A 25433-nucleotide genomic window follows, 5' to 3' on the forward strand; every position below is an offset into this window, starting at 1 on the left:
GGCGAGGTGAACCCGCTGAGCGACACGATCACCATGAGCGTCACCGACGCCACCGGCGACAGCGACGCAACCCCGGGCCAGATCGTCATCTCCATCGTCGATGACATCCCGGTCGCCGAAGACGACACGAACAGCGTCGTCGAAGGTCTGGACAATTTCACGACCGGCAACGTCTATGACGGTGCTGGCGTGGGCGACAATCCGGACGAGCTTGGCGCGGATACCGATGGCAAGTCGGGTATCGAGGTTACCGGTGTACGCACCGGTGAAGAAGGCGATGCAGGCGCGCTGACGGCAGTTGGCGGCGCAGTGACGGTCTCGAGCGCCTATGGCGACCTGACGATCAATCCGGACGGCAGCTATACCTATACGCTGACGACCGCCTCGATCCCCTCGGGGGTCACGAGCGATACCTTCACCTACCAGATCACCGACGCCGACGGCGATACGGACCTGGCAGAGCTGGTCATCACGCTGAACCAGGATCCCAACGCTCCCGACATCACGGGCGATGCGCTGACGGTCTATGAAGACGGTCTTGCGGACGGCGTCCAGCATGGTGCGAACAGCGAGACTGCTGCAGGCAGCTTCGATGTCGATACCAATGGCGAAAACGTCACCTTCACGCTGGAAGCGGACAACGGCAACACGCTGACCGATCCGGCCATCGGCGACACGCTGACGACGACCAAGGGCGTGATCGAGATCACGAATATCGTCGACAACGGCGATGGCACTTTCACCTACCAGTACACCTACACGCTCTCTGCAGCGCTGACCCATACGGGCCAGGGCGAGGTGAACCCGCTGAGCGACACCATCACCATGAGCGTCACCGACGCCACAGGCGACAGCGACGCAACCCCGGGGCAGATCGTCATCTCCATAGTCGACGACATCCCTGTCGCGATCGATCCGGTCGATATTCTCACCGGCTTCACCAACACGCCGGGTGCCGCAACGCGTGACCTCGATGTCGATGGCGAAGTGGTGAACAATATCGGCGCGGACCAGCCGGGCGACATCGTCTTCAACCATTCCAATGAAGACGATTCCGGTCTCGACTACCAGGGTGCGGACGTGCTCCTCTACGTGTCTTCCGATGGCACCACGATCGAAGGCCGGGCCGGCGCAGCACCCGACGGAACGGGCGGTACGCTGGTGTTCACGGTCGAGCTCAATCAGGGTAGTGCGGAATACACCTTCACCCTGATCGAACCGGTCGACAACGGCTCCGGTACCAAGTTCAGCGACCTATCGGGTGGCCAGGCGGGCAACCCGCCGTTTAAGATCATCGACAGTGCCGAAACCGGCAGCATCGAATTGCTCTTCACCCCGATCAATGCAGGATCCGTCAACAGCGATACCGATGACGTCGGCGTGGATGGCCAGTTCATCGATATCCAGAATCCCGATGCCGGTCTCAACATCCACTTCGGACAATTCACCGGCGTCGACCTGAGCGGTGGCCCGGCTCCCGAGGCCTACACGATGGATTCACTGTCGAACGTGAACGGCTTCCGCTTCACGCTCGACCAGATCTCCGGCGGCACCACGGCGGATGTCCGACTCACGGCCTATGATGCCGATAACGACGGGGGGACGAACCAGACCGCGCCCACCTATAACGGGTCGGACTCGATCGACGAGATCACCCGCGTCGACGTGTACGACGCTTCGGGCAATCTCGTGGGCTCGTTCGATCGCGCCGACGGCAACGTGAGCAACTTCAATTTTACCGGTCTCGATATCGTTTGGGAGACCAACACGGCACTGATCCAGGATGTGAATGAGCAATTCAGCATCGTGGCCTTTACCGATGATGGTTTCAACAACATCCAGATCACCAACGCCGGTACCGGCGCGGACGGCAAGTTCTCGCTCACCGACCTGCGGATCACGGAAACCGAAGAAGGGAACCCCGTTTCGACGTCCTTCGACCTGAAGGTCATCGACGAGGATCTCGACGAAGTGATCGTAACGGATGCAATCGAGGTTGTTATCGATCCGGTCGGCTCGGCTTCTGCCACCACGACGGCCAGCAGCGCCCGCACCATGGAAACGACCATGATCGCCGCAGCTGCGTCCGCCTTCATGATGGGCGATACCGGCGGAACCGACTCGTACTCGTCCCATAGCCCGGGGGATGGTTCGACTTCGACCTACTCCTTCATGGAAATGGACGGGGCGCTGAAACTGTCCGGTGATGAAAGCGGGTTCACGCAGGACTTCGTCCAGGAAGCCGATTTCGATCTCGCCTCGGCCCAGATCGCTCCTTCCGAGGCCAATATCCTCGGCGGCGGTTCCGCGATTGGCGATACAACTCCGGTATTCGGCTTCGACGCTCCGGAGATGGGTATCGACTATTCGGCTTTCGACGCGCCCGAAGCCGGGACCTTCGCTGCGAACGACGCATTCGGCGGGCTCGACATGGCAACCGGCGATGCAAGCGCAACGATGGAAGCCCTGCTGCTCATCGAAGCGCCGGAAATCGCCAATGCAAATGGCGCGATGGATGCCAAGCTGGCAATCGGTGAAGCGATCGAAGACATCGCTGCTGAAGCCGGCGTTGACGCACTGGTTACGCATTTCGCGAGTGAAAGCGCCATAGAGGGCGACGGCTGGCAGTCGATCGTCCCGACCGAAGGGTTGCTCGACACGATGGTCCAGCCGGGCCTCGCTCAATCGCTGGCAAACGGCCTGACGGTCGACCAGCTCGATGATGCCGCCCTTGCCGGGACGGCAGCATGATAACTCAGGAAACTCTGCAACAGGGGAACTTGCAATGAAGAAAATAACAGCGGTATTCACGCTGGCAGGAGCTGCGGTCGGGCTGACGCCCTCCGCGGCTTTCGCGCAGGATGACCTGATGGCGCTCGGCATGGACGAGCTCCGCTCCGAAGTGCAGCGGCGCTACGACGCAGGTCTGGCGATGACGAATGACAATTCGGTCGTGGCCGCCAACGACCCGCGCTACATCTGGGCCAGCGAAACCAAGGCCCAGTGTGGCATTGCTCTCGGCTATCTCAAGTCCAGCACCCGCGACGAGGTAAGCCTGTCGCGATGCGCTCTGGCTTACGACATGATGCAGCGTGCCCCGCGCCCGCGCGTCGAGCCGGCACCGCTGCCGACGCCCGAACCGGCGCCGGAAGTGTGCAACCGCGAAGCACCGGGCCTGATCTTCTTCGAGTTCGATTCCGCCACCCCGCAGCAGGATGCCGTCGAGACCGTCCAGTACGTCGTCGAGAATGCACCCGCCTGCGACTGGAACAGCTTCACCGTGATCGGCCATACCGATCGCGCCGGTAGCAACGCCTATAACGAAGGTCTTTCGCAGCGCCGCGCCGAAGCGGTGGCGAACCTGATGGCAAGCCGCGGTATTCCGGCTTCCAGCATCACGACCCAGGCACAGGGCGAGGAATCGCCGCGTGTGCCGACTGCCGATGGCGTGCGCGAGTTGCAGAACCGCCGCGTCGAAATCCAGGTCAGCGAATAAGAGGGGGGACGAATAATGCGTACGACAACCCTAGCAATGACCGCAGCGCTCCTGCTTGCAGGCGCAGCTCCGGCAGCCATGGCGCAGGATGCTGCGACCGAAGCCGTCACCATGCAGGAAGCGATCACGATTGCGATGCAGTCGAACCCGCAGATCCTGCAGGCGCAATACAACAAGGAGGCAATCGAATTCGAACGTCGCCAGGCGCAGGGCCTGTTCCTGCCGCGTGTGAACATCGAAGCGAGTGCGGGCATCCGCCGGCTTGAGAACAACACACGTCGCACGCTCGGCATTTCCGACGAAGAGCTTTATCCGCTCGAGGCCGGGATCACCGGCGAATGGACCGTATTCGACTTCGGTCGCCGCCGCGGAGAGCTTCTGCGCCAGGCAGCCCGTGTCGACGGTGCTTCGCTGCGGGTGCTTGAACGCTCCGAGTTCATCGCCTTGCAGATCGCTCGCCAGTACCTCGACGTCCTGCTCCAGCAGCGCGTCGTTGCCGCTGCGCGGGACAACGCATCGTTCCACCAGTCGCTGGTGACCGACCTTTCTCGCGGTGTCGACGAAGGTTCGATCTCGATTGCCGACCAGCAACAGGCTGAAGAGCGTCTGCAGTCGGCCCTGGTCCGTAGCGAAGAGGCGAGCCTCGAGCTCGAAAATGCCTACATCTCGCTGCGCCGCCTGACCGGGCTCGACGTTTCGTCGGCAACCCTGCCGCCGAACCTTGCCAGCGCGATGCCGCCGGATCTGCCCAGCGCAATCGGCCTTGCACGGATCAACAACCCGCTGGTGCGTGAAGCCCAAGCCGATGTCGATGCTGCAAACGCCCTCGTCGATTCAGCAGAAGGCGACCTGTGGCCCACGATCGGCCTCGAAGCGCGTGGCCGTGTCGGTGAAGACATCGACGGCTTCCGCGGTGAAACGAACGATATCCAGGCACGCGTAGTGCTGCGCTGGGATGTCTTCGATGGCGGGATCAATCGTGCCAAGCTGCAGGAAAACATCCGCCAGGCGAGCCTTGCACGCTATGCGCTGCATGACCGCCAGCGTGAAGCGGAGGAAGACGTCCGCCTTGCGTGGCAGCAGCTTTACACGCAGCGCCGCGTGACCGAACAGCTCGCACGCCAGAGCCAGGTGAGCGATGACCTGCTGCTGTCCTATCGCAGCCAGTTCAACATCGGCCGCCGTTCGCTGCTCGATGTGCTGGATGCGCAGAATACTAGGTTTAACACCCAGGTACGTCTCGAAACGGCACGCTTCTCGCAATTGTTTGCGCAGTACCAGACGTTAGCTGCTACAAACCAGTTCCTAGACGCGTTGAGCATTGCACCGGGTGCCGGTGCGATGGAGCAGGAACGCCAGCGGTTCGACTACGGTCCGCCGGTAGAGGCCGAGCTGCAAAGGCGCGTCGACGGAGATTGACACGCTAGGGGCTCGTGGAGGCCATGGAACAAACGGTTTCAGAACAGATCGACGGGCGGGTCCTTGATCCGCTCGTCGAGTGCGTTGCGGAAGGAGCCCGTCGCTACGGGCTGCCGTTCGCACGCGACCTGTTGGCGCAACTGCCGCGCAACCGTGACGGATTGCTTCCGCTCCACCAGGCTGCGGCCGCGCTCGAGCTTGCCGGCCTGAATTACGATATCGAGAAGCGGCGCAAGCTGCCGTCGACGGCCAAGGATCTTCCCGCCATCGTCGCGCTGGGAGAGCGGCAGTATGTCCTCCTGCTCGACATGCAGGGCGACGAACTCCTCGTCTGGCGCCCTGAGTCCGGCAGCGAAATCTGGGAAGCGCGTGACGGTATCGCGGAAGCTTTTGCAGGAACGCTTATCCCGATCCATGGCGATCCGGACAAGATGCGCACCGACGAGGCGCCATGGCACGCCAAGGCGCGCCAGCACTGGTTCTGGGGCGAATTGCGCCGCGAACGCCGGTCGTTCATGCCGGTGTTATTGGCCTCGCTGCTGATCAACCTGCTAGCCGTCGCGCTGCCGATCTTCACGATGAACGTGTATGACCGCGTAATCCCGAACCAGGCGCAGGAAACGCTCTGGGTTCTCGGTACGGGCGTGGTCCTGGCCTTCGTTCTCGAATTCGCCTTGCGCCGCGCACGCACCTCCATCGTCGACGAAATTGCCCAGCGGCTCGACCTCAAGCTCAGCCAGAAAATCTTTTCGCGCCTGCTTGCCGTGCCCCTGTCGGAACGCAAGGGACATACCGGCTCACTCGCCGCACGGGTGGCGGAATACGCCGTGGTGCGCGATTTCTTCGCCTCGACCTCGGTCGTCCTGGTGGTCGATGTCGCGTTCCTCCTTGTTTTCGTAGGGGTCATCGCAATCATCGCCGGCTGGCTTGCACTTGTGCCGCTGACGATCATCGCCGCGATGATGATCGCCGGATATGTTCTCCAGAAGAAGGTTGTCGAGGCATCGCAGGACGCGCAGGCCGATTACGGTCTGCAGCAGACCCTGCTGGTCGAATCGTTGACGGGCGCCGAAACGCTCAAGGCAATGGGCGGCGAAGGCGGCATGCTGTCGCGCTGGCACCAGCTGGCCGAGATCGGCGGCCATTCCCAACTGCGCCTGCGGTCGATCAACTCGCTGGCAGTGGGCCTCGCCCAGGTTTTCCAGCAGGTTTCGACCGTGTCGCTGATCATCGGCGGATACTACCTTTTCGCTTCCGGCCAGATCACCATGGGCGCGATCATTGCCATCGTGATGCTGGCCTCGCGCTCGCTTGCGCCCGCCGGGCAAATCGCCTTCCTGCTGACGCGGGGGCGGCAGGCCCAGGAAACGCTCGGCAGTATCGAGCGCCTGTTCGAGGGCGAGGACGAGCGTCGTCTCGGCGCCAGCGTGGCCCCGGCAGCAATCCGCAATCCGCGCATCGAATTTCACAATGCCGAATTTGCCTATGACGAGAATGCGCAGCCAGCGCTCTCCGGCCTCAACCTGACGATCGAACCGGGCGAGCGCGTGGCGCTGGTCGGACGGGTCGCATCGGGCAAATCCACTTTGGGCCGTCTGCTGTGCGGCCTCTACCGGCCGACCGGTGGCGCCATGCTGGTGAACGGTATCGACGTGCACCAGTATCGTCCGCAGCAATTGCGCGACGCGCTCGGCTTCGTCGGGCAGGACGCAGCGCTGTTCTCCGGTTCCGTGCGTGACAACCTGACGCTGGGCCGGATGGGAATTTCCGAAGAGGATCTGCAGGCAGCGATGCGCGCAACAGGCGCGGACTTCTTCCTGTCGCGCGACAGCGGCGGCTTCGACCGTGCGGTCGGCGAAGACGGCAGGCAGCTTTCGGGCGGCCAGCGTAGCTTCCTTGCGCTTACCCGCGCCATGGTCGCTCCGCGCGAGCTGTTGTTCCTGGACGAGCCGACAGGGGCGATGGACAGCGATACGGAGAAGATGTTCGTCGATCGTCTGGGCAATTCGCTCGATGCAAAACAGACGCTCGTCATCGCGACCCACCGCCCGGCACTGTTTTCGATCTGCGACCGCCTGATCGTCCTGGATCGCGGCCGCGTGGCGGCAGATGGTCCGGTGGCCGAAGTCCTGGCCAAGGCTGGCGCAGCGAAGGGAGCAGCATCATGACCGCTGCAACCGTTACCCGCGCCCGCCGGTTCGGTGCACTTGCTTTTCTGGCGCTGGCCAGCCTGCTTGTCGGCACCTCGTCCCTGCTGGCGCCTGCAAATTCGGCCCAGGCGATGGCGAAGCTCGCCCCGTCGCTCCAGCGCGACATCTCGGAAATGACGACGGGCACGGTCGAGATCGATGAATTGGGCGCGGCCCAGATCGTCGATGCGCAGAGCCGCAATCTCGCCATTCCCAAGATGAAGGCGCGGCTGGAAACTGCGCGTGGTTTCGCCGGCATTCCGCTGGGCTCCGCATCCTACAAGACGGCCAACCAGTGCCTCGCACAGGCTGTCTATTACGAGGCTGCCCTCGAACCGGAAAAGGGTCAGCGTGCCGTTGCCCAGGTTGTGTTGAACCGCGTCCGGCATCCGGCCTATCCGAACACCGTCTGCGGTGTCGTCTACCAGGGCTACAACCGGCCCGTCTGCCAGTTCAGCTTCACTTGCGACGGTGCTTTGATGCGTACGCCGCAGGCAAATCTCTGGAAGCAGGCAAAGGCGGTGGCGAAAGACGCGCTGGCCGGACACGTCGTGGCTGATGTCGGCACTGCGACGCACTACCACGCTGATTACGTGGTGCCGAAATGGGCCTATACGCTGGGCAAGATCACCCAGATCGGCCGGCATATTTTTTACCGCTTCCCCGGCTCGCCGGGTCGGGCCGCGAGCTTCTATCGTGGCTGGGGCGGAAGCGAGTACCTCCCGCAGGTGGATTTCAACCGGTTCCGCCTTGCCGCACAGGCGGAAGAGGAAGCGGTGATCGAAGAGACCTTTACGCCCGGGCTAACCGTGGCGCCTGACGTGAAGGACCGCCATGCCGCAGCCGATGTCGGTGGACGTATCGACACGACGAAAACATGGCGGCTGTCCATCCCCGACCCGGTCGCCGCCAGCGCCGGCTATCGCTCGACTTTGAGCGAGCAGGGCGAGGCTGTTCACGAAGAGACCGGTTCCGAAGGAGCGACGCCATGAGGCTGGGTGCAAGCTGGCGTACGATGCCCGCCGCACAACGCCTGATCGTTATTGCAGCTGTAGGCATCGCGCTGCTGTTTGCCTGGGCCGCATTTGCGCAGGTCGATCAGATCACGCGCGGGACGGGGAAGGTCATCCCGTCGAGCAAGGCGCAGCTGGTCCAGCCGGCAGAGCCTGCGGTGGTGTCGGAAATCCTCGTGCGCAACGGGCAGAGCGTCAAGAAAGGCGACTTGCTGGTTCGCCTCGACGATACGCAGTCGTCTGCTGCCCTGGGCGAGCTCCAGACAGAGAACGAACGCCTTGCCGCCCGCGCACGGCGCCTGGATTCAGAGGCATCGGGAGGTCAGATCGGATGCGAGCCGGGAACGGCATGCGCAGAAGAAGCGCGGCTTGCACAGGCGCGGCGGGCAACCGCGCGTGCACGTGAGAGTTCCTTGGCTTCGGCGGTGGAACAGCGCCGCCGCGATTTGTCGGAAGCGCAAGCGACCGCTCAAAGCCTTGAAAGCAGCCTTCGCCTTGCGCGCGAGCAGGTCGAAATGCTGCGCCCGCTCGCAGCACAGAACATCGTTCCGCAGACCGACCTGCTAACGGCCCAGCGAGAGGTCGTCGACCTGCAGGGCCGGCTCGCGGCCGCTCGGCAAGCAGCGGGCAGGGCTTCGGCCGCCATCAGCCAGGCGCAAGCCGATCTCAGCCAGGCACGTGCCGATTTCCGGCAGCAGGCGCTGGCCGAGCGCAGCGAAGTCGCGACACGCATCGCAGTCAACGAAGAGAGCATTCGCGGTGCCTCTGCACGGCGCGACCGCAACGAACTGCGTGCCCCGTCGGACGGCATCGTCAACGATTTGCAGGTCACGACGCAGGGCGGTTTCGTGGGTGCGGGCGAACAGATCATGCAGATCGTGCCGGTGGGCGACAAGCTGCTCATCGAGGCGCGCATCTCGCCAAGCGACCGCGCATTCGTGAAGGTCGGCGACGATGCAAACGTGAAGGTGACCGCCTATGACTTCTCGATCTATGGGGGCATCAAGGGTCGCGTCGCGCAGGTCAGCGCGGACAGCATTTTCGACGAGGTCGAGCGTGAAGCCTATTATGCGGTCGTGATCGAAACGGATCGTGCCTTTATCGAGAAGGGCGGCGTTCGCCTGCCGATCGTGCCGGGCATGATCTGCGATGTCGAAATCCTGACGGCTCGCCGCAGCGTACTGTCCTATCTGTTCAAGCCGGTAAACCGCGCTTTCGACAGGGCGATGACCGAGCGCTGAGCGCGCTCTGCCACGAACTCAGTATCCGTGTAGCCAGCTCTGCTTGGCGCCAAGGCTCATGACCGGGCGATAACCGTGGTCGGCGCGGGCATCGAGCGGCGCGTCGCCGACATTATCGAGCATGAGATAGCCTGCATCGGTCTTGACCAGCAGCACGGCGTGATCGCGGCGGCGAATAAGGTCGCGCGCCAGCGTCAGGATCATGTCGTCGCGCGAAATGCCGGCAGCGGCGAGCAATTCCATCTTGAGGAGCGCGAAATCCTCGCAATCACCTTTGCCGAGGCGCAGCGTGGTTCCGGCATCGGCCCAATAGTCGGCGCGGCCGAACAGGTCGCGGTCTTCGGCATGAGTAATGCTGCGATTGACCCAGCGGTTGACCGAGGCGACCAGCGCGTTCTGGTCGACACGCGGCGCGCCGATAGCGGCGAGCGTCGGGCCAAGGTTGGTGCGCGTGCGGCTGACGCGGGCAAAGGCGCTGTCGAAGCTTGTCGAGCCGACCGGAACCAGCTTGCTGCCAAGTATGCGGTCTGCGCCGCCACCAACCACCGGGGCGGCTGCCATCGGCGGTTGGGCGGTGCGACGCGGAATGAAGGACAATGGCTGGACCGGATCGAATACGGCACGCGCGGCGAAGGGGCTCGACACGCCGCAGCCTGCCTGCCTCGCCGGTGCGGGGCCGGCAGCCGGTTCGAGCGGCTTGGCTGGAGAGCCCGCAAACAACGGATGGTCTTCCTGGCCTTCCTGCTGTGCGCGAATAGCGTCGAGAGCGCTCGCCTGGCCGAGGATGGCCGCCGTCTTGCTCTGCCGCGAAAGTGTCGCGCCCGATCGTGCCGCGGCGCCGGGCTGGACCGCGTCGCAATCGGCTGCACCGGCGACACCGGGAGCAGCTGCGAGGAGGACCTGCGGGCTGGCTGCCTGCGCGGGCATCGCCAGCACTGCCGCGAACCCTGCGCCAGCGAGGGCGAGGGTTATGCCGGATCGTGAACGGCGGGGCAGGGTGGGCGCATTGACCATGCCCTCCCAGCTAAAGCGTCGCCGTCAAGACGAGGTTTCGCAGTCTGGTTAATGCCGCGCAAACATTTCTGGCGCTTCAGCCAGCGGAAAGGCTTCACCTTCTAGCTTCGCGTCATTCCTGACCATTGAGGACTTGCGATGCGCCTTCGACTAACGGCCCTGCTGGCCGCGACCCTGGCTTTCGGCCTTCCGGCAACTGCCCATGCCGACGAGGTTTATGGCGGCGTCTATGCGCATGGCGTCGATACGCCGTTCACATTCGACACGGGCGAGGGCGGGGCGGACCTGCAGGTCGGATATCGCTTCGATCCGATCGCTGGTCTGGAGAGCGTCGGTGGCCCGCAGCCCTATGTATTTGGCTCGGTCAATTCAGGCGGCGACACGAATTTTGCCGGCGTTGGCGTGAGTTGGAAGGCGGAGATCGGCAAGCTCTACCTGCGTCCCGGCGTGGGCCTCGTGATCCATGACGCACCCGATCTGCGGGTCGACCCTGCAACCGGGATGCGGACCGATCTCGGTAGCCGCGTCCTGTTCGAACCGGAGCTCGCGATCGGTGTGGACCTCCACCCACGCTGGTCTCTCGAGGCTAGCTGGGTCCACATCAGCAATGCGCGCCTGTTCAATTCCGAACAGAACCCTGGCATCGACATGATGGGGCTGAGGCTGAATTACCGAATGTAGTATCCTCGGCGATCAGGTCCGGCGACGACGCTGTCGGGGTTGCGAGCCGTAGCTGAAATACATCGAGGATCGCGACCGCAGCTTGCGTCCGGATATGACTTCGAAGAGACGCCGTAGCCCACGCATGGCCGCGGCGGATAGACTTGCGGCGAATGCAAACGCGTCCACGATCAATAAGACGGGGAGCGCCAGCATCGCCGAGAGCCACTTGCGAATGATCCGCGCCGACACCGAGTCCGGCACAAACCTGACCAGAACCGCGGAGACGACAAAACACAGCGCGCCGTACAGCGCGAAAAAACCAATCAAATCTAACATGTATACGACCCCTGTGGGAGGGCGCCATTAAGAGGGCGGTGTCCGCGGTGCAAGACCAATCGCTATCTTTTTCGAACCCTATTTTCGAGGGGTGAGGCAAGCGCTCCCGCAAGAGGGATCCCCGGGGATCAAGAATGGTGGCGGGCGCAAAAAAGGGCGGCGCCTTGCGGCACCGCCCTTCTTCAAAATCAGCGAAAGCTGAACGAAGCTTACTTGAGCTCGACGGTACCGCCGGCTGCTTCGATCTTGCCCTTGATTTCTTCGGCTTCTGCCTTGGCAACGCCTTCCTTGAGCGGCTTCGGCGCGCCTTCGACGAGGGCCTTTGCTTCGGTCAGGCCAAGACCCGTGATGGCACGGACTTCCTTGATGACCTGGATCTTCTTGCCACCGTCGCCGGTGAGGACGACGTCGAATTCGTCCTTTTCTTCAGCAGCGGCACCCGCGTCACCGCCGCCGGCCGGGCCAGCAACAGCAACAGCAGCAGCGGCGCTCACGCCCCACTCCTCTTCAAGTGCCTTGGCAAGCTCAGCGGCTTCCATGACAGTCAGCTTCGACAGTTCTTCAACAAGCTTGGCGATATCAGCCATGATGTTTCACTCCAATAAATAGGCCGGGGTGCCCGTAGGCTTCTGCCCCGATGAATATGTGTTCGTGCGTCGAACCAGCTCTTACGCGGCTTCCTTGGCGGCATATGCGCCGAAGACACGTGCGAGCTTGGCTGCGGGTGCGTTGACGACCTGGGCAACCTTGGTTGCCGGTGCGTTGACGAGACCCACGATCTTGCCGCGAAGTTCGTCGAGGCTCGGCATCGAGGCGAGTGCCTTGACCCCTGCTTCGTCGAGCTTCTGCGCGCCCATCGAACCGCCGACGATTTCGAGCTTGTCGGTCGTCTTGGCGAATTCCACCACAGCCTTGGCTGCAGCAACCGGATCCTCGGAATAACCGAGGGCGGTCGGACCGGACAGGAATTCATCGATTCCTGCGTAGTCGGTGTCCTTCAGGGCGAGCTTGGCGAGACGGTTCTTCGCAACCTTGTAGGACGCACCGGCTTCACGCATCTTCGTACGCAGTTCGGTCGACTGGTCGACCGTAAGGCCCAGGTTGCGGGTCACGACGACCACGCCTGCCTGGTTGAAGACTTCAGTGAGCTGGGCGACCGAATCGGCTTTCTGCGAACGATCCATGCCATACTCCTTCACTATGACCCCGCCGGATGGCTCCGCCGGGATCGGCTACGTTTGTCCATGCTGTCGAAACAACACGGGCGAGTCCGTTGATGGGGGAAGGAGTGCGCCATCTGGCGCGAAACGGCGGGCATCAAGCCTGCCGGAAAATCTCTTTTCCCCGTCTAGGCTGGAAATTAAGACCGGCAAATCCCGGTCACCAACTGTCTCGGACGGATGAGGGCGAATACAAAGAGACCCGCCTTCGCGGCGGGCCTCTAAGGATTTCGTGGGCTGAGTCAAGCATTCTCGTAGGAAAGCAGGTCGCCCGGCTGGCAATCCAGTTCCCGGCAAATGGCCGCCAGCGTCGAGAAACGGATTGCCTTGGCCTTGCCGGTCTTCAGGATGGAGAGGTTGGCAAGGGTGAGGCCGACGCGTTCCGCCAATTCGGTCAGCGTCATGCGGCGGTCGTGCAGGAGGTCGTCGAGTTTGACCATGATGGTGGCTCCTTCGTCTTCGGCTGGCATCACACGGTCCCTTCGAGATCTTCGCGCATCGCGGCGCCGTGGCGGAATACGCGGGCAAGGATGAAGAGCACCAGCGCAATCAAGAGGCCGGTGATCGAAAGTTCGACGTCGACCGTGAAGGTGTCCTGCTTCACCTGCTGCGCGATGAAGACGGCGAGGGCGCTGGCAGGCAGCTTGAGCAGTTCGATCGACACGGCCAGCCAGCCCATCGTGCGCAGGCGATCGGCGTTTTCGAGAATGAAGGGATCGCCTTCCCCGACCGAGCCGATGATCCGGCGAAGGATGCGCAGGAAGAAGAAGCCGATCGCGACCATGATCGCGCCCATGAACAGGACCACGGCGATAGTGGCGGCCACGGTACCTGCTGCCACGGTGGCAGTCGGGAGCATCTCGTCGACGATATGCGCCTGGCTCATCAGGACGATCGGGATGGCAACCAGCAGGGCCAGGAATGCCACGCCGAGCAAGAACTGGGCGATCAGGGTGACGATGCGCGCTGCCTTGAGCAGGCCGTCATTGGGAAGGGTCTGGGTCATGGCTCTTTCCTAAATCGGGTTCAGGCGATGGCCGGGGCGACCATTACGGTCGTTTCGGCAAGCGGGACGGCAGTGACTGCCTGCAGCGACAGGACTGTGATCACGATGGCGGCGGACACTGCGGCGAGGTGGTTGGTGAAACGGGTCATTTATCGAACTCCTTGATCTTCAATATCGATAATCAATAAGCCGAGTCGCATTTATTGTCAATCGATAATATCGAAAAACGATATGTTGGGGGGCGGCAAGTCGCGCGGGTGACGAAGGCGACACACTGTCGCCTCGGCGGGATCCCCGAAAATGGCGCTTTTCCAATGTCTTGGGCCGATCCGGCCTGGTTGACAGATTGACCGATGGCTTTCGGCAGGGAGGGCTTCCGGGCTTCAAGAGGGGGTGGTCGACCATTGGTGCCGGGCTTGTCTGGCGCGCCGGAGCGGCAGTAGGAAAGCCCCATCGCCAAAGCGCCTTCGCCGCCTTCAAACAGGCGTTTGACTTTCCCCTGCGCGCTTCCTACATGCTCCCCCGACCGCACGCTTCGAGCGAGTCCGATTCATGCGCGGGGATCGGAACCAGGATGGAAGCGGCGTTTCCATATCGCGACGTTCTATAAGAGCTGCAGCCGCCGCCCGACCGGGTGTGCTTGTCCTGCGGCCTTTTTGCGTCTTGCGATACGGTTCTCACGCGCATGAGACATCTATTGGCGACCCTGTCCGCGCGGGGTTGCAGGCACACTGAAAGAGGCACGAGCTCCTTTATGGCTACCAAGGCGAAGGCACCCCGCAACACATCGTCGGGCACCGCGAAGCGGCGTATCCGCAAGATTTTCGGCGACATCCACGAAGTCGTCGACATGCCGAACCTGATCGAGGTTCAGCGCGAGAGCTACGAACAGTTCCTGCGTTCGAACAAGGAGATCGATTACGTCTCCGGCCTCGAAAAGACGCTGCGCTCGGTCTTCCCGATCCGCGACTTCGCCGGCACTGCCGAACTCGACTTCGTGCATTACGAGCTCGAACAGCCGAAATACGACATCGTCGAATGCCGCCAGCGCGGCATCACCTACGCCGCGCCGATGAAGGTCACGCTGCGCCTGATCGTCTTCGAAGTCGACCAGGAAACCGAAACCCGCTCCGTCCTCGATATCAAGGAGCAGGACGTCTACATGGGCGACATGCCCCTGATGACGGACAACGGTACCTTCATCATCAACGGCACCGAGCGCGTTATCGTCTCGCAGATGCACCGTTCGCCGGGTGTGCTGTTCGACCATGACCGCGGCAAGACCCACTCCTCGGGCAAGCTGCTGTTCGCCGCCCGTATCATTCCGTACCGCGGTTCGTGGCTCGATTTCGAATTCGACGCCAAGGACGTGGTCAACGTGCGTATCGACCGCAAGCGCAAGCTGCCGGTCACCGCACTGCTTTATGCCCTCGGCCTCGATAGCGAAGGCATCCTCGACCACTTCTACGACAAGGTCACCTGGAAGCGCGCCAAGGACGGCTGGGAACTGCCGTTCGTCGCGGAAAACTGGCGCGGCCAGAAGCCGGCTTTCCCGCTGGTCGATGCCAAGACCGGTGAAGAAGTCTTCCCCGCAGGCCAGAAGATCAGCCCGCGTGCCGCCAACAAGGCTGCCAAGGACGGTCTGGAAACCCTCCTGCTGCCGACCGAAGAAGTCTTCGGCCGTTACGCCAGCGAAGACCTGATCGATGAAAGCACCGGCCGCATCTACATCGAAGCGGGCGACGAGGTCTCGGCAGAGAACCTCGAAGTGCTCGATGCTGCCGGCGTCGACAGCCTCGACCTGCTCGACATCGACCACATCACCACCGGTCCCTGGATCCGCAACACGATGAAGGTCGACAAGGCCGAAAACCGTGATGAAGGCCTGGAAGCGATCTACAAGGTCATGCGTCCCGGCGAACCGCCGACCAAGGAAACCGCAGAAGCGCTGTTCGAAGGCCTGTTCTTCGACGCCGAGCGTTACGACCTGTCGGCTGTCGGCCGCGTCAAGCTCAACATGCGTCTCGACCTCGACGCCGAAGACACCGTGACCACGCTGCGCAAGGAAGACATCCTCGCCGTGGTCAAGGAACTGGTCGACCTGAAGGACGGCAAGGGCGAAGTCGACGACATCGACAATCTCGGCAACCGCCGTGTCCGCTCGGTCGGCGAACTGCTGGAAAACCAGTACCGCGTCGGCCTGCTGCGCATGGAACGCGCGGTCAAGGAGCGCATGAGCAGCGTCGACGTGTCGACCGTCATGCCGAACGACCTGATCAACGCGAAGCCCGCCGTGGCTGCCGTGCGCGAGTTCTTCGGCTCCAGCCAGCTCTCGCAGTTCATGGACCAGACCAACCCGCTGTCGGAAGTCACCCACAAGCGCCGCGTTTCGGCGCTTGGCCCGGGCGGTCTCACGCGTGAGCGCGCAGGCTTCGAAGTCCGCGACGTTCACCCGACGCACTATGGCCGTATCTGCCCGATCGAAACGCCGGAAGGCCCGAACATCGGTCTGATCAACTCGCTCTCGACCTTCGCCCGCGTCAACAAGTACGGTTTTATCGAAACGCCGTATCGCAAGGTGAAGGACAACAAGGTCACCGACGAGGTCGTGTACCTTTCGGCGATGGAAGAGCAGAAGCACACCGTCGCACAGGCTTCGGCCGATCTCGACGACAAGGGCGGCTTCGTGGAAGAGCTGGTCTCGGCCCGCCAGGCCGGCGACAACCTGATGGCTCCGCGTGAAACGATCACGCTGATGGACGTCAGCCCCAAGCAGCTCGTCTCGGTCGGTGCATCGCTCATTCCGTTCCTGGAGAACGATGACGCCAACCGCGCACTGATGGGCGCCAACATGCAGCGTCAGGCCGTGCCGCTGGTCAAGGCGGAAGCGCCCTGGGTCGGCACCGGCATGGAAGAAACCGTGGCGCGCGATTCCGGCGCGGCGATCACCGCCAAGCGCGGCGGCATCGTCGACCAGGTCGACGCGACGCGTATTGTGATCCGCGCCATCGGCGATGTCGAACCCGGCCAGTCGGGCGTCGACATCTACACGCTCCAGAAGTTCCAGCGTTCGAACCAGAACACCTGCATCAACCAGCGTCCGCTGGTGAAGGTGGGCGAGACGGTCGCACCGGGCGACGTTATTGCCGACGGTCCCTCGACCGACCTCGGCGAACTGGCGGTGGGCCGTAACAGCCTCGTCGCCTTCATGCCCTGGAACGGCTACAACTACGAGGATAGTATCCTCATCTCCGAGCGTATCGTGAAAGACGACGTCTTCACCTCGATCCACATCGAGGAATTCGAAGTCATGGCGCGCGACACCAAGCTCGGGCCGGAAGACATCACCCGCGACATCCCGAACGTCGGCGAGGAAGCCCTGCGCAACCTCGACGAGGCGGGCATCGTCTACATCGGCGCCGAAGTGCACCCGGGCGATATCCTGTGCGGCAAGATCACGCCGAAGGGCGAAAGCCCGATGACGCCGGAAGAAAAGCTCCTGCGCGCCATCTTCGGTGAAAAGGCCAGCGACGTGCGCGACACCTCGCTCCGCCTGCCGCCGGGCGTTGCCGGCACCGTCGTGGAAGTCCGCGTCTTCAACCGCCACGGTATCGAGATCGACGACCGTACGCGTGCGATCCAGAACGAGGAAATCGAACGCCTCCGCAAGGACGCCGCCGACGAACGCGCGATCCTCAATCGTGCGACCTACAACCGCCTGCGCGACATGCTCGAAGGCCAGACCGCTTCGGCAGCGCCGAAGGGCGTCAAGAAGGGCAGCGAGATCACTCTCGACGTCCTCGAAGGCATCGACAAGCACGAGTGGTTCAAGTTCGCCGTTGCGGACGACAACCGGCAGCAGCAGCTCGAAGCGGTGAAGACCCAGTACGACGAGAGCGTGAAGGTCATCGACGAAAAGTTCGAAGACCGTAAGGAAAAGCTCGAGCGCGGTGACGAACTCGCTCCGGGCGTGCTCAAGATGGTCAAGGTCTTCGTTGCCGTGAAGCGCAAGCTTCAGCCGGGCGACAAGATGGCCGGCCGTCACGGTAACAAGGGTGTCATCTCGCGCATCCTGCCGGTCGAGGACATGCCGTTCCTCGAAGACGGTACGCCGGTCGACATCGTGCTGAACCCGCTGGGCGTGCCTTCGCGCATGAACGTGGGACAGATCTTCGAAACGCACCTCGGCATGGCTGCCCGCAACCTGGGCATGGAAATCGGCCGTCAGCTCGAAGAGTGGAAGGCTGCCAACCCGAACGCCGCCGAAGACTATTCCAAGGTCAAGCCGCCGGAAGCCGTGATCGAGCGCCTGAAGGACACCTACGGCGAGCGTTACCACGATGCGATCGACAGCCGTTCGACCGAGGAAATCGTCGAACTCGCGAGCAACCTGCGTACGGGTGTGCCGATGGGTACGCCGGTCTTCGACGGTGCGCGCGAAGGCGATGTGACCGTGGAACTGGAAAAGGCCGGCCTCGACGCAGACGGCCAGTCGGTCCTCTATGACGGCCGCACCGGTGAAGCATTCGACCGCAAGGTCACCGTGGGCATCATCTACATGCTCAAGCTGCACCACCTGGTCGACGACAAGATCCACGCCCGTTCGATCGGCCCCTACAGCCTCGTCACCCAGCAGCCGCTGGGCGGTAAGGCGCAGTTCGGCGGCCAGCGCTTCGGTGAGATGGAGGTCTGGGCACTCCAGGCCTACGGTGCAGCCTACACGCTGCAGGAAATCCTCACCGTGAAGTCGGACGACGTGATCGGCCGTACCAAGGTCTACGAAGCCATCGTCAAGGGCGACGATACCTTCGAGGCCGGCATTCCGGAGAGCTTCAACGTGCTCGTCAAGGAAATGCGCAGCCTGGGTCTCAACGTCGAATTGAAGTCGCTCAGCGACGACGAAGACGACGACGGCCTCGCGATCGCGGCGGAATAGGGGGCCAACGCCCCCTCCGCTTTCCGCCCATTAGAAATACCCCTTGGGAAATTAAGTCATGAACGAACTGACCAAATTCACCAACCAGCTCGCGAAGCCCGAAACCTTCGACGAGATCCAGATCGGCATCGCCTCGCCCGAGCGCATTCGCTCGTGGTCCTTCGGCGAAATCAAGAAGCCGGAAACGATCAACTACCGTACGTTCAAGCCCGAGCGTGACGGCCTGTTCTGTGCGCGCATCTTCGGTCCGGTGAAGGACTACGAATGCCTGTGCGGCAAGTACAAGCGCATGAAGTACAAGGGCGTCGTCTGCGAAAAGTGCGGCGTCGAAGTCACCGTGACCAAGGTCCGCCGCGAGCGCATGGGCCACATCGAGCTCGCCGCTCCGGTCGCGCACATCTGGTTCCTCAAGTCGCTGCCGTCGCGCATCGGCCTGCTGCTCGACATGCAGCTCAAGCAGCTTGAGCGCGTCCTCTATTTCGAAAGCTACATCGTCGTCGAACCCGGCCTCACGCCGCTGGAGAAGTTCCAGCTGCTGACCGAAGACGAAATGCTCGAAGCGCAGGACGAATACGGCGAAGACGCCTTCTCCGCATCGATCGGCGCCGAAGCCGTGAAGATGATGCTCATGGATCTCGATCTGGAGCAGGAAAAGGAAGACCTGCTGGAAGAGCTCGCGACCACCAAGTCCAAGCTCAAGCCCGCCAAGATAATCAAGCGGCTCAAGGTCGTCGAAAGCTTCATCGAATCCGGCAACCGTCCGGAATGGATGATCCTGGAAGTCGTGCCGGTCATTCCGCCGGAACTGCGCCCGCTCGTCCCGCTGGACGGTGGCCGTTTCGCAACGTCCGACCTCAACGACCTCTATCGCCGCGTCATCAACCGCAACAACCGCCTGAAGCGCCTCATGGAGCTGCGTGCGCCCGACATCATCGTGCGTAACGAAAAGCGCATGCTGCAGGAATCGGTCGACGCGTTGTTCGACAACGGTCGCCGCGGCCGCGTCATCACGGGTGCCAACAAGCGTCCGCTGAAGTCGCTGTCCGACATGCTCAAGGGTAAGCAGGGCCGCTTCCGCCAGAACCTTCTGGGTAAGCGCGTCGACTATTCGGGCCGTTCGGTCATCGTGACCGGTCCGGAACTCAAGCTTCACCAGTGCGGCCTGCCCAAGAAGATGGCGCTCGAACTGTTCAAGCCGTTCATCTACGCCCGCCTCGATGCCAAGGGTCTTTCGATGACCCTCAAGCAGGCGAAGAAGTGGGTCGAGAAGGAACGCAAGGAAGTCTGGGACATCCTCGACGAAGTGATCCGCGAGCACCCGGTTCTGCTGAACCGCGCGCCTACGCTTCACCGTCTCGGCATCCAGGCTTTCGAACCGGTCCTGATCGAAGGTAAGGCGATCCAGCTTCACCCGCTGGTCTGCGCTGCCTTCAACGCCGACTTCGACGGCGACCAGATGGCCGTCCACGTCCCGCTGAGCCTCGAGGCGCAGCTGGAAGCGCGCGTCCTGATGATGTCGACCAACAACATCCTTTCGCCCGCCAACGGCAAGCCGATCATCGTGCCTTCGCAGGATATGGTCCTGGGCCTCTATTACCTGTCGATGGAACGCCAGGAAAAGACGCCCGAATTTATCGAGGGCGACGACGGCGAGAAGCACGAGCAGCTGCCGATGTTCAGCGACATGGCCGAAGTGCACCACGCCCTGGAAAACAAGGACGTGACCCTGCACTCCAAGATCATGGCTCGCGTCCCGCAGGCCGATGAGAAGGGCAAGGTCGAGATGAAGCGTTTCGTCACGACCCCGGGCCGCATGCTGATCGGCGAATGCCTGCCGAAGAACCACAAGGTTCCCTTCGACATCGTCAACCGCCTGCTGACGAAGAAGGACATCGCCGACGTGATCGACGAGGTCTATCGTCACACCGGCCAGAAGGACACGGTGCTGTTCGCCGATGCGATCATGTCGCTCGGCTTCCGCCACGCGTTCAAGGCCGGCATCTCGTTCGGCAAGGACGACATGATCATTCCGGAAAGCAAGGTGGGCATGGTCGAAGAGACCAAGGCGCTGGTTGCCGACTACGAGCAGCAGTACCAGGACGGCCTGATCACCCAGCAGGAAAAGTACAACAAGGTCATCGACGCGTGGAGCCAGTGCGGCGACCGCGTGGCCGACGCCATGATGGAAGAGATCAAGTCGCAGCCGATCGACAAGGATGGCAAGGAAGCGCAGATCAACTCGATCTACATGATGAGCCACTCCGGTGCGCGTGGTAGCCCCGCGCAGATGAAGCAGCTCGCCGGTATGCGCGGCCTGATGGCGAAACCTTCGGGCGAGATCATCGAGAACCCGATTATCTCGAACTTCAAGGAAGGCCTGAACGTCCTCGAGTACTTCAACTCGACCCACGGTGCCCGTAAGGGTCTGGCGGATACGGCGCTCAAGACGGCGAACTCGGGTTACCTGACCCGCCGTCTGGTCGACGTGTCGCAGGACTGCGTCATCGTCGAGGAAGACTGCAAGACCGACAACGCGCTCGAAATGCGCGCCATCGTCCAGGGCGGTAGCGTTATCGCCTCGATCGGTGAGCGTATCCTGGGCCGTACGGTTGCCGAAGACATCGTCAACGCCTCGACCGACGAAGTGATCGTCAAGGCCGGAACGCTGGTCGACGAGCCGATGGTCAAGGTCATCGAGGATGCCGAAGTCCAGGTCGCCAAGATCCGCAGCCCGCTGGTCTGCGAAGCCAAGCAGGGCGTTTGCGCGACCTGCTACGGCCGTGACCTTGCACGCGGTACTCCGGTCAACATCGGTGAAGCTGTCGGCGTCATCGCTGCACAGTCGATCGGTGAGCCGGGCACGCAGCTGACCATGCGTACCTTCCACATCGGCGGTGCCGCACAGCTCAACGAAACGAGCCACCTTGAATCGATCTCGGACGGTAAGGTCGTTTATCGCGACATGCCGACGATCGTCGACAAAAAGGGTCGTATCCTGTCGCTCGCCCGCAATGGCGAACTGGCAGTCATCGACGCCGAAGGCCGTGAGCGCGAAATCCACAAGGTGCCTTACGGTACCGTGCTGATGCACAAGGATGGCGGCAAGGTGAAGGAAGGCGATCGCCTGGCGGAATGGGATCCGTTCTCGCTGCCGATCATCACCGAAACCTCGGGCGTGGTGAAGTTCCAGGACCTCATCGACGGTACTTCGATGGAAGAACGCGTCGACGATGCCACCGGTATCGCCCAGCGCGTCGTCACCGAGATCCGCACCAGCGGCCGCAAGAAGAAGGAAGACCTGCGTCCGCGCCTGACTCTCTTCAACGATGCGGGCGACGAGAACGAAGCTGCACGCTACATGCTGGCACCGGGTACCGCACTGTCGGTCGAAGACGGCCAGCAGGTCGAAGCTGGTGACATCCTTGCCCGTGCTTCGCGTGAAGCCGCCAAGACCCGTGACATCACCGGTGGTCTGCCGCGTGTTGCCGAACTGTTCGAGGCCCGCGTGCCGAAGGACAATGCGATCATCGCCAAGATTTCGGGCAAGATCGAATTCGTCCGCGAATACAAGGCGAAGCGCAAGATTGCGATCGTTCCGGAAGAGGGTGATGCAGTCGAGTACCTGATCCCCAAGACCAAGGTGATCGACGTCCAGGAAGGCGACTTCGTCAAGAAGGGCGATACGCTGATCTCGGGCTCGCCGAACCCGCACGACATCCTCGATGTCCTCGGGATCGAAGCGCTGGCCGAGTATCTCGTGAACGAAATCCAGGAAGTCTACCGACTGCAGGGCGTGAAGATCAACGACAAGCACATCGAGGTGATCGTTCGCCAGATGCTGCAGAAGGTTGAAATCACCGACGGTGGCGACACCGTGCTGCTGCCGGGCGAACAGGTCGACCTGGAAGAGCTGAACGAGACCAATGCCAAGCTCGGCCGGAACAAGGAGCCTGCCAAGGGCACCCCGATCCTGCTCGGCATCACCAAGGCCTCGCTCCAGACGCGTTCGTTCATCTCGGCGGCGTCGTTCCAGGAAACCACTCGCGTGCTCACCCAGGCTTCGGTCGAGGGCAAGAAGGACACGCTGGTCGGTCTCAAGGAAAACGTCATCGTGGGCCGTCTCATCCCCGCCGGTACCGGTGCGGGCATGAACCGGATGCGCGTGACCGCCTCCAGCCGCGACGCTGCGCTGCGCGCCCAGTGGAAAAAGGCCCAGGAAGCGATCATCGCTGCCAACACCGCAGAAGAAGAGCACGAGGCGGAACTCGCCCAGGGCCCCGAAGCTGCAATCGGCGACGATCCGCTGGCGAGCATGGAAGGTGAAACCCACGGCACCGATGCCGATGCGGGCGATTACCTCAATGAAGAGGCCAAGGACGGCGAATAAGCCGGTCTTTCGGACCTGACCCGAATTGGCCCCGCCGGAGCGATCCGGCGGGGCTTTTTCGTGGGTCGGGGCAAGCCGCACCGCTTGCCGCTATACATTGGCCGGCAGTTTCGGTTACAATGCAGGGGGATACGCGCGGTGAGGCGCGAGAACCGGGGGCCGAATTGGGAAAACCGACCGCGATCAGCGACGAGGTACGCCGGCTGCTACTGGTGCGCAGGATGCGTGCGGTCATCGCCGGCAATACGCTTGCGACCGCCGCGGCCCTTGCATCTGCCGCAGTCCTGATCGTCGGGTTCGATGAAGCGAAATGGCGCGCCCCGCTGCTTTCCTGGGCGATCATCGCCGCCCTTGCATTCGCGCTGCGGGCCTATTTCTTCGCGACACTCGACCCCGACGAAAACGATGGCGAGGCGCTGACCCGCGATTATCGCAGGGTCACTGGCTGGATGATCGTGACAAGCGCGCTCTGGGCGGTCGGCTTCGTCCTTTTCGCCCTCATCGCGCAAGGCCTCGAAATCGCCTTGCTCGGCGTGGTCGGCACTGCGATGCTCGTCGGCGTCCTGCTCATCCATCGCGCCGTGCCGTTCGCGGGATATGTCCACATCGCGCTCCTCCTATCGGCGCTCATAGCGGCGGCGTGGTTGAGCGTGGGTGCCCAATCGCTGCCGATTGCCCTGGTCCTCGTGATTTACGCCATGGCACTCTGGACCGCGGTCGGCCGGATGGATGCCGCATTCCAGGCGGCCATCGCGGCCGATGTCGAGCGCGAAGAGGCCCGCGCAACCGTCGCAATGCTGCTCAATGACTACGAAGAGCAGTCGACGGACTGGCTGTGGATCATCGACCGGCACGGCAATCTTCGCGAGGTAAGCGAGCGGTTTGCCAAGGCCTGCGCCCGCGATCCCGAAACTCTCGAGGGAACATCCATCCTCGACCTGGTGGAGCCTGGAGAAGGCCGCGATCAGCTGGCGCAGCATATCCTCAACACCCATGCCTTCCGCGATGTCGCGGTACGCGTTTCCATCGATGGGGCGCCCCGCTTCTGGCAACTTTCGGCCCGCCCGCGCAGTGATGGCAGCATGAGCGGCGTCGCGCGCGATGTGACCGCAGATCGCCTGATCGAAGAACGCGTCACCCAGATGGCGCATTACGACAGCCTGACCAATCTGGCCAACCGCTACCTCTTCAACGAGCGGCTGCGCGAATTGCTCGGCGATAGCAGGTCGAGCGGCGCCAACGTGGCGCTGTTCTATCTCGATCTCGACGACTTCAAGGCCATAAACGACACGCGCGGACACCTCGTCGGGGATCGCTTGCTGCGCGAGGTCGCCGAACGCCTGGCCTGCGAAGTGCGGGACGAAGACACGGTCGCGCGTCTTGGCGGCGACGAGTTTGCCGTGCTTATCGAAACGCGCGCCGGGGATGGCATGCTGATCGAACGGGCCCACCGTTTCCTTTCGACCGTCAGGGCGCCCTATGAAATCGACGGTCACAGCTACAGGGTGTCCACCAGCGTGGGCGTGGCGCGATGCCATGACGGCGATTGCGATGCGGAAGAGCTGATGCGCCGCGCCGACCTTGCGCTTTACGCTGCCAAGAACAAGGGGCGCGACAACCTCGCGATTTTCGAGCACTCGCTCGATCAGCAGGCGCGCGAGCGCCGCTCGCTCGAAGCGGACCTCGGCGAAGCGCTCGCGCGGGACCAGCTCCGGCTGCATTTCCAGCCGATCATCGAATTGGAGACCGGGCAGGCGACGGGGTATGAGGCCCTGCTCAGGTGGTATCATCCGGAACGCGGCGTCCTGGGGCCGAGCGAGTTCCTTTCCATCGCCGAAGAGACCGGGCTTATCATGCCCATCGGCGATTGGGTTATCCGCACCGCCTTGGCCGAAACCGTCGATTGGGCGGGTGATTTCCGCGTCGCCATCAACCTGTCGACTACGCAGGTCGCCGATCCCAGGATCGTGGCGACCTTGTCGCAGGCGCTGCGCGAAACCGATTTTCCGGCACACCGGGTCGAACTCGAAATCACAGAGCACGTGCTGATGGATCAAAGCGATGCCAATCGCGACACGCTCCTGAAAATGCGCGAAATGGGTCTCAGGATCGCCCTCGATGATTTCGGGACGGGCTTTTCTTCGCTCGCCTACCTGCGGCGTTTCCCGTTCGATCGCATCAAGATCGACCGCACTTTCGTCCGCGACCTGACTTCCGATATCGGCAGCCAGGCGATCGTTTCCACGATCACGAGGCTCGCCGAAGCGATGGATATGGAAACGACCGCAGAAGGCGTCGAGGACCGACGCCAGCTCGACCTCTTGCGCAAGCTCGGCGTCAAGGAGGCGCAGGGCTTCCTAATCAGCAAGCCCCTGCTGGCCGAAAAGATTTCCGCGACGACCATTCAGGCCGAAGAAGTGGCCGAGGCGCCGGTGGAGAAGGCGGTGATCGATTACCGGCAGGCGCGCAAGGCGGCGCTGAAGCGTCGCGGCGGCCAGGCAGCCTGAGCCGGA

General features: G+C 62.6%; 17 protein-coding genes. 10 read left to right on the forward strand and 7 right to left on the reverse strand.

Features of this window, described 5'->3' with window-relative positions; all coding sequences use genetic code 11:
* From LCM24_RS07590 to LCM24_RS07615, 6 genes are all read left to right on the forward strand, one after another.
* The coding region (locus LCM24_RS07590; protein WP_224803488.1) for an Ig-like domain-containing protein at positions 1 to 2751 on the forward strand (2751 nt) is incomplete at its 5' end.
* A 34-nt stretch (positions 2752 to 2785) separates the two neighbouring features.
* Positions 2786 to 3496, forward strand: a complete 711-nt coding sequence (locus LCM24_RS07595) for an OmpA family protein (RefSeq protein ID WP_224803489.1) — start codon at positions 2786 to 2788, stop codon at positions 3494 to 3496.
* A gap of 15 nt (positions 3497 to 3511) precedes the next feature.
* Entirely contained in the window at positions 3512 to 4915 is a 1404-nt protein-coding gene (locus LCM24_RS07600) for a TolC family protein (protein WP_224803490.1), read from the forward strand.
* A 23-nt stretch (positions 4916 to 4938) separates the two neighbouring features.
* The gene (locus tag LCM24_RS07605; RefSeq protein WP_224803491.1) at positions 4939 to 7083 is read left to right on the forward strand and encodes a type I secretion system permease/ATPase; all 2145 of its coding nucleotides are present in this window, start codon (positions 4939 to 4941) and stop codon (positions 7081 to 7083) included.
* Positions 7080 to 8096: a cell wall hydrolase gene (locus LCM24_RS07610; protein ID WP_224803492.1), complete on the forward strand. Its 1017-nt coding sequence runs from the start codon at positions 7080 to 7082 to the stop codon at positions 8094 to 8096. The genes LCM24_RS07605 and LCM24_RS07610 overlap by 4 nt, the downstream gene beginning before the upstream one ends.
* Entirely contained in the window at positions 8093 to 9358 is a 1266-nt protein-coding gene (locus LCM24_RS07615; protein ID WP_224803493.1) for an HlyD family type I secretion periplasmic adaptor subunit, read from the forward strand. Before LCM24_RS07610 ends, LCM24_RS07615 begins: the two co-directional genes overlap by 4 nt.
* 18 nt (positions 9359 to 9376) lie before the next feature.
* Here LCM24_RS07615 and LCM24_RS07620 read toward each other — a convergent pair whose 3' ends face one another.
* Complete coding sequence (locus LCM24_RS07620) at positions 9377 to 10372, reverse strand: transglutaminase-like cysteine peptidase (RefSeq protein ID WP_224803494.1); 996 nt, start codon at positions 10370 to 10372, stop codon at positions 9377 to 9379.
* Positions 10373 to 10510: 138 nt separating this feature from the next.
* Between LCM24_RS07620 and LCM24_RS07625 the strand changes: the two genes are divergently transcribed.
* A complete protein-coding gene (locus LCM24_RS07625; RefSeq protein ID WP_224803495.1) occupies positions 10511 to 11053 on the forward strand; it encodes an acyloxyacyl hydrolase in 543 nt (180 codons plus the stop codon).
* A gap of 12 nt (positions 11054 to 11065) precedes the next feature.
* Here LCM24_RS07625 and LCM24_RS07630 read toward each other — a convergent pair whose 3' ends face one another.
* The 6 genes from LCM24_RS07630 to LCM24_RS13030 form a co-directional block, all read right to left on the reverse strand.
* Positions 11066 to 11371: a hypothetical protein gene (locus LCM24_RS07630; protein WP_224803496.1), complete on the reverse strand. Its 306-nt coding sequence runs from the start codon at positions 11369 to 11371 to the stop codon at positions 11066 to 11068.
* 209 nt (positions 11372 to 11580) lie between these two features.
* Positions 11581 to 11958, reverse strand: coding sequence for a 50S ribosomal protein L7/L12 (gene rplL / locus LCM24_RS07635; RefSeq protein WP_221430170.1), 378 nt, complete (start codon positions 11956 to 11958; stop codon positions 11581 to 11583).
* Positions 11959 to 12039: 81 nt separating this feature from the next.
* Positions 12040 to 12555: a 50S ribosomal protein L10 gene (gene rplJ / locus LCM24_RS07640; protein WP_224803497.1), complete on the reverse strand. Its 516-nt coding sequence runs from the start codon at positions 12553 to 12555 to the stop codon at positions 12040 to 12042.
* A 278-nt stretch (positions 12556 to 12833) separates the two neighbouring features.
* On the reverse strand, positions 12834 to 13061 hold the full coding sequence (locus LCM24_RS07645; protein ID WP_224803498.1) for a helix-turn-helix domain-containing protein: 228 nt from the start codon (positions 13059 to 13061) through the stop codon (positions 12834 to 12836).
* Positions 13061 to 13597, reverse strand: a complete 537-nt coding sequence (locus tag LCM24_RS07650) for a DUF2975 domain-containing protein (protein WP_090477484.1) — start codon at positions 13595 to 13597, stop codon at positions 13061 to 13063. Before LCM24_RS07650 ends, LCM24_RS07645 begins: the two co-directional genes overlap by 1 nt.
* Positions 13598 to 13617: 20 nt before the next feature.
* Positions 13618 to 13746, reverse strand: coding sequence for a hypothetical protein (locus LCM24_RS13030; RefSeq protein WP_263617978.1), 129 nt, complete (start codon positions 13744 to 13746; stop codon positions 13618 to 13620).
* Between the two features lie 605 nt (positions 13747 to 14351).
* Between LCM24_RS13030 and rpoB the strand changes: the two genes are divergently transcribed.
* The 3 genes from rpoB to LCM24_RS07665 all read left to right on the forward strand — a co-directional run bounded on the left by rpoB (position 14352) and on the right by LCM24_RS07665 (position 25427).
* Positions 14352 to 18533: a DNA-directed RNA polymerase subunit beta gene (gene rpoB / locus LCM24_RS07655; RefSeq protein WP_224803499.1), complete on the forward strand. Its 4182-nt coding sequence runs from the start codon at positions 14352 to 14354 to the stop codon at positions 18531 to 18533.
* Between the two features lie 58 nt (positions 18534 to 18591).
* Positions 18592 to 22920, forward strand: coding sequence for a DNA-directed RNA polymerase subunit beta' (gene rpoC / locus LCM24_RS07660; protein WP_224803500.1), 4329 nt, complete (start codon positions 18592 to 18594; stop codon positions 22918 to 22920).
* A 119-nt stretch (positions 22921 to 23039) separates the two neighbouring features.
* Positions 23040 to 25427, forward strand: a complete 2388-nt coding sequence (locus tag LCM24_RS07665) for a putative bifunctional diguanylate cyclase/phosphodiesterase (RefSeq protein ID WP_224803501.1) — start codon at positions 23040 to 23042, stop codon at positions 25425 to 25427.
* Positions 25428 to 25433: the final 6 nt, after the last annotated feature.

Source organism: Qipengyuania aquimaris (assembly GCF_020171965.1).
Classification (GTDB): domain Bacteria; phylum Pseudomonadota; class Alphaproteobacteria; order Sphingomonadales; family Sphingomonadaceae; genus Qipengyuania; species Qipengyuania aquimaris_A.

Coding starts and splice junctions, on each gene's coding strand:
- LCM24_RS07595 (WP_224803489.1), top strand. CDS start 2,786: ATGAAGAAAATAACAGCGGTATTCACGCTGGCAGGAGCTGCGGTCGGG.
- LCM24_RS07600 (WP_224803490.1), top strand. CDS start 3,512: ATGCGTACGACAACCCTAGCAATGACCGCAGCGCTCCTGCTTGCAGGC.
- LCM24_RS07605 (WP_224803491.1), top strand. CDS start 4,939: ATGGAACAAACGGTTTCAGAACAGATCGACGGGCGGGTCCTTGATCCG.
- LCM24_RS07610 (WP_224803492.1), top strand. CDS start 7,080: ATGACCGCTGCAACCGTTACCCGCGCCCGCCGGTTCGGTGCACTTGCT.
- LCM24_RS07615 (WP_224803493.1), top strand. CDS start 8,093: ATGAGGCTGGGTGCAAGCTGGCGTACGATGCCCGCCGCACAACGCCTG.
- LCM24_RS07620 (WP_224803494.1), bottom strand. CDS start 10,372: ATGGTCAATGCGCCCACCCTGCCCCGCCGTTCACGATCCGGCATAACC.
- LCM24_RS07625 (WP_224803495.1), top strand. CDS start 10,511: ATGCGCCTTCGACTAACGGCCCTGCTGGCCGCGACCCTGGCTTTCGGC.
- LCM24_RS07630 (WP_224803496.1), bottom strand. CDS start 11,371: ATGTTAGATTTGATTGGTTTTTTCGCGCTGTACGGCGCGCTGTGTTTT.
- rplL (WP_221430170.1), bottom strand. CDS start 11,958: ATGGCTGATATCGCCAAGCTTGTTGAAGAACTGTCGAAGCTGACTGTC.
- rplJ (WP_224803497.1), bottom strand. CDS start 12,555: ATGGATCGTTCGCAGAAAGCCGATTCGGTCGCCCAGCTCACTGAAGTC.
- LCM24_RS07645 (WP_224803498.1), bottom strand. CDS start 13,061: ATGCCAGCCGAAGACGAAGGAGCCACCATCATGGTCAAACTCGACGAC.
- LCM24_RS07650 (WP_090477484.1), bottom strand. CDS start 13,597: ATGACCCAGACCCTTCCCAATGACGGCCTGCTCAAGGCAGCGCGCATC.
- LCM24_RS13030 (WP_263617978.1), bottom strand. CDS start 13,746: ATGACCCGTTTCACCAACCACCTCGCCGCAGTGTCCGCCGCCATCGTG.
- rpoB (WP_224803499.1), top strand. CDS start 14,352: ATGGCTACCAAGGCGAAGGCACCCCGCAACACATCGTCGGGCACCGCG.
- rpoC (WP_224803500.1), top strand. CDS start 18,592: ATGAACGAACTGACCAAATTCACCAACCAGCTCGCGAAGCCCGAAACC.
- LCM24_RS07665 (WP_224803501.1), top strand. CDS start 23,040: ATGCAGGGGGATACGCGCGGTGAGGCGCGAGAACCGGGGGCCGAATTG.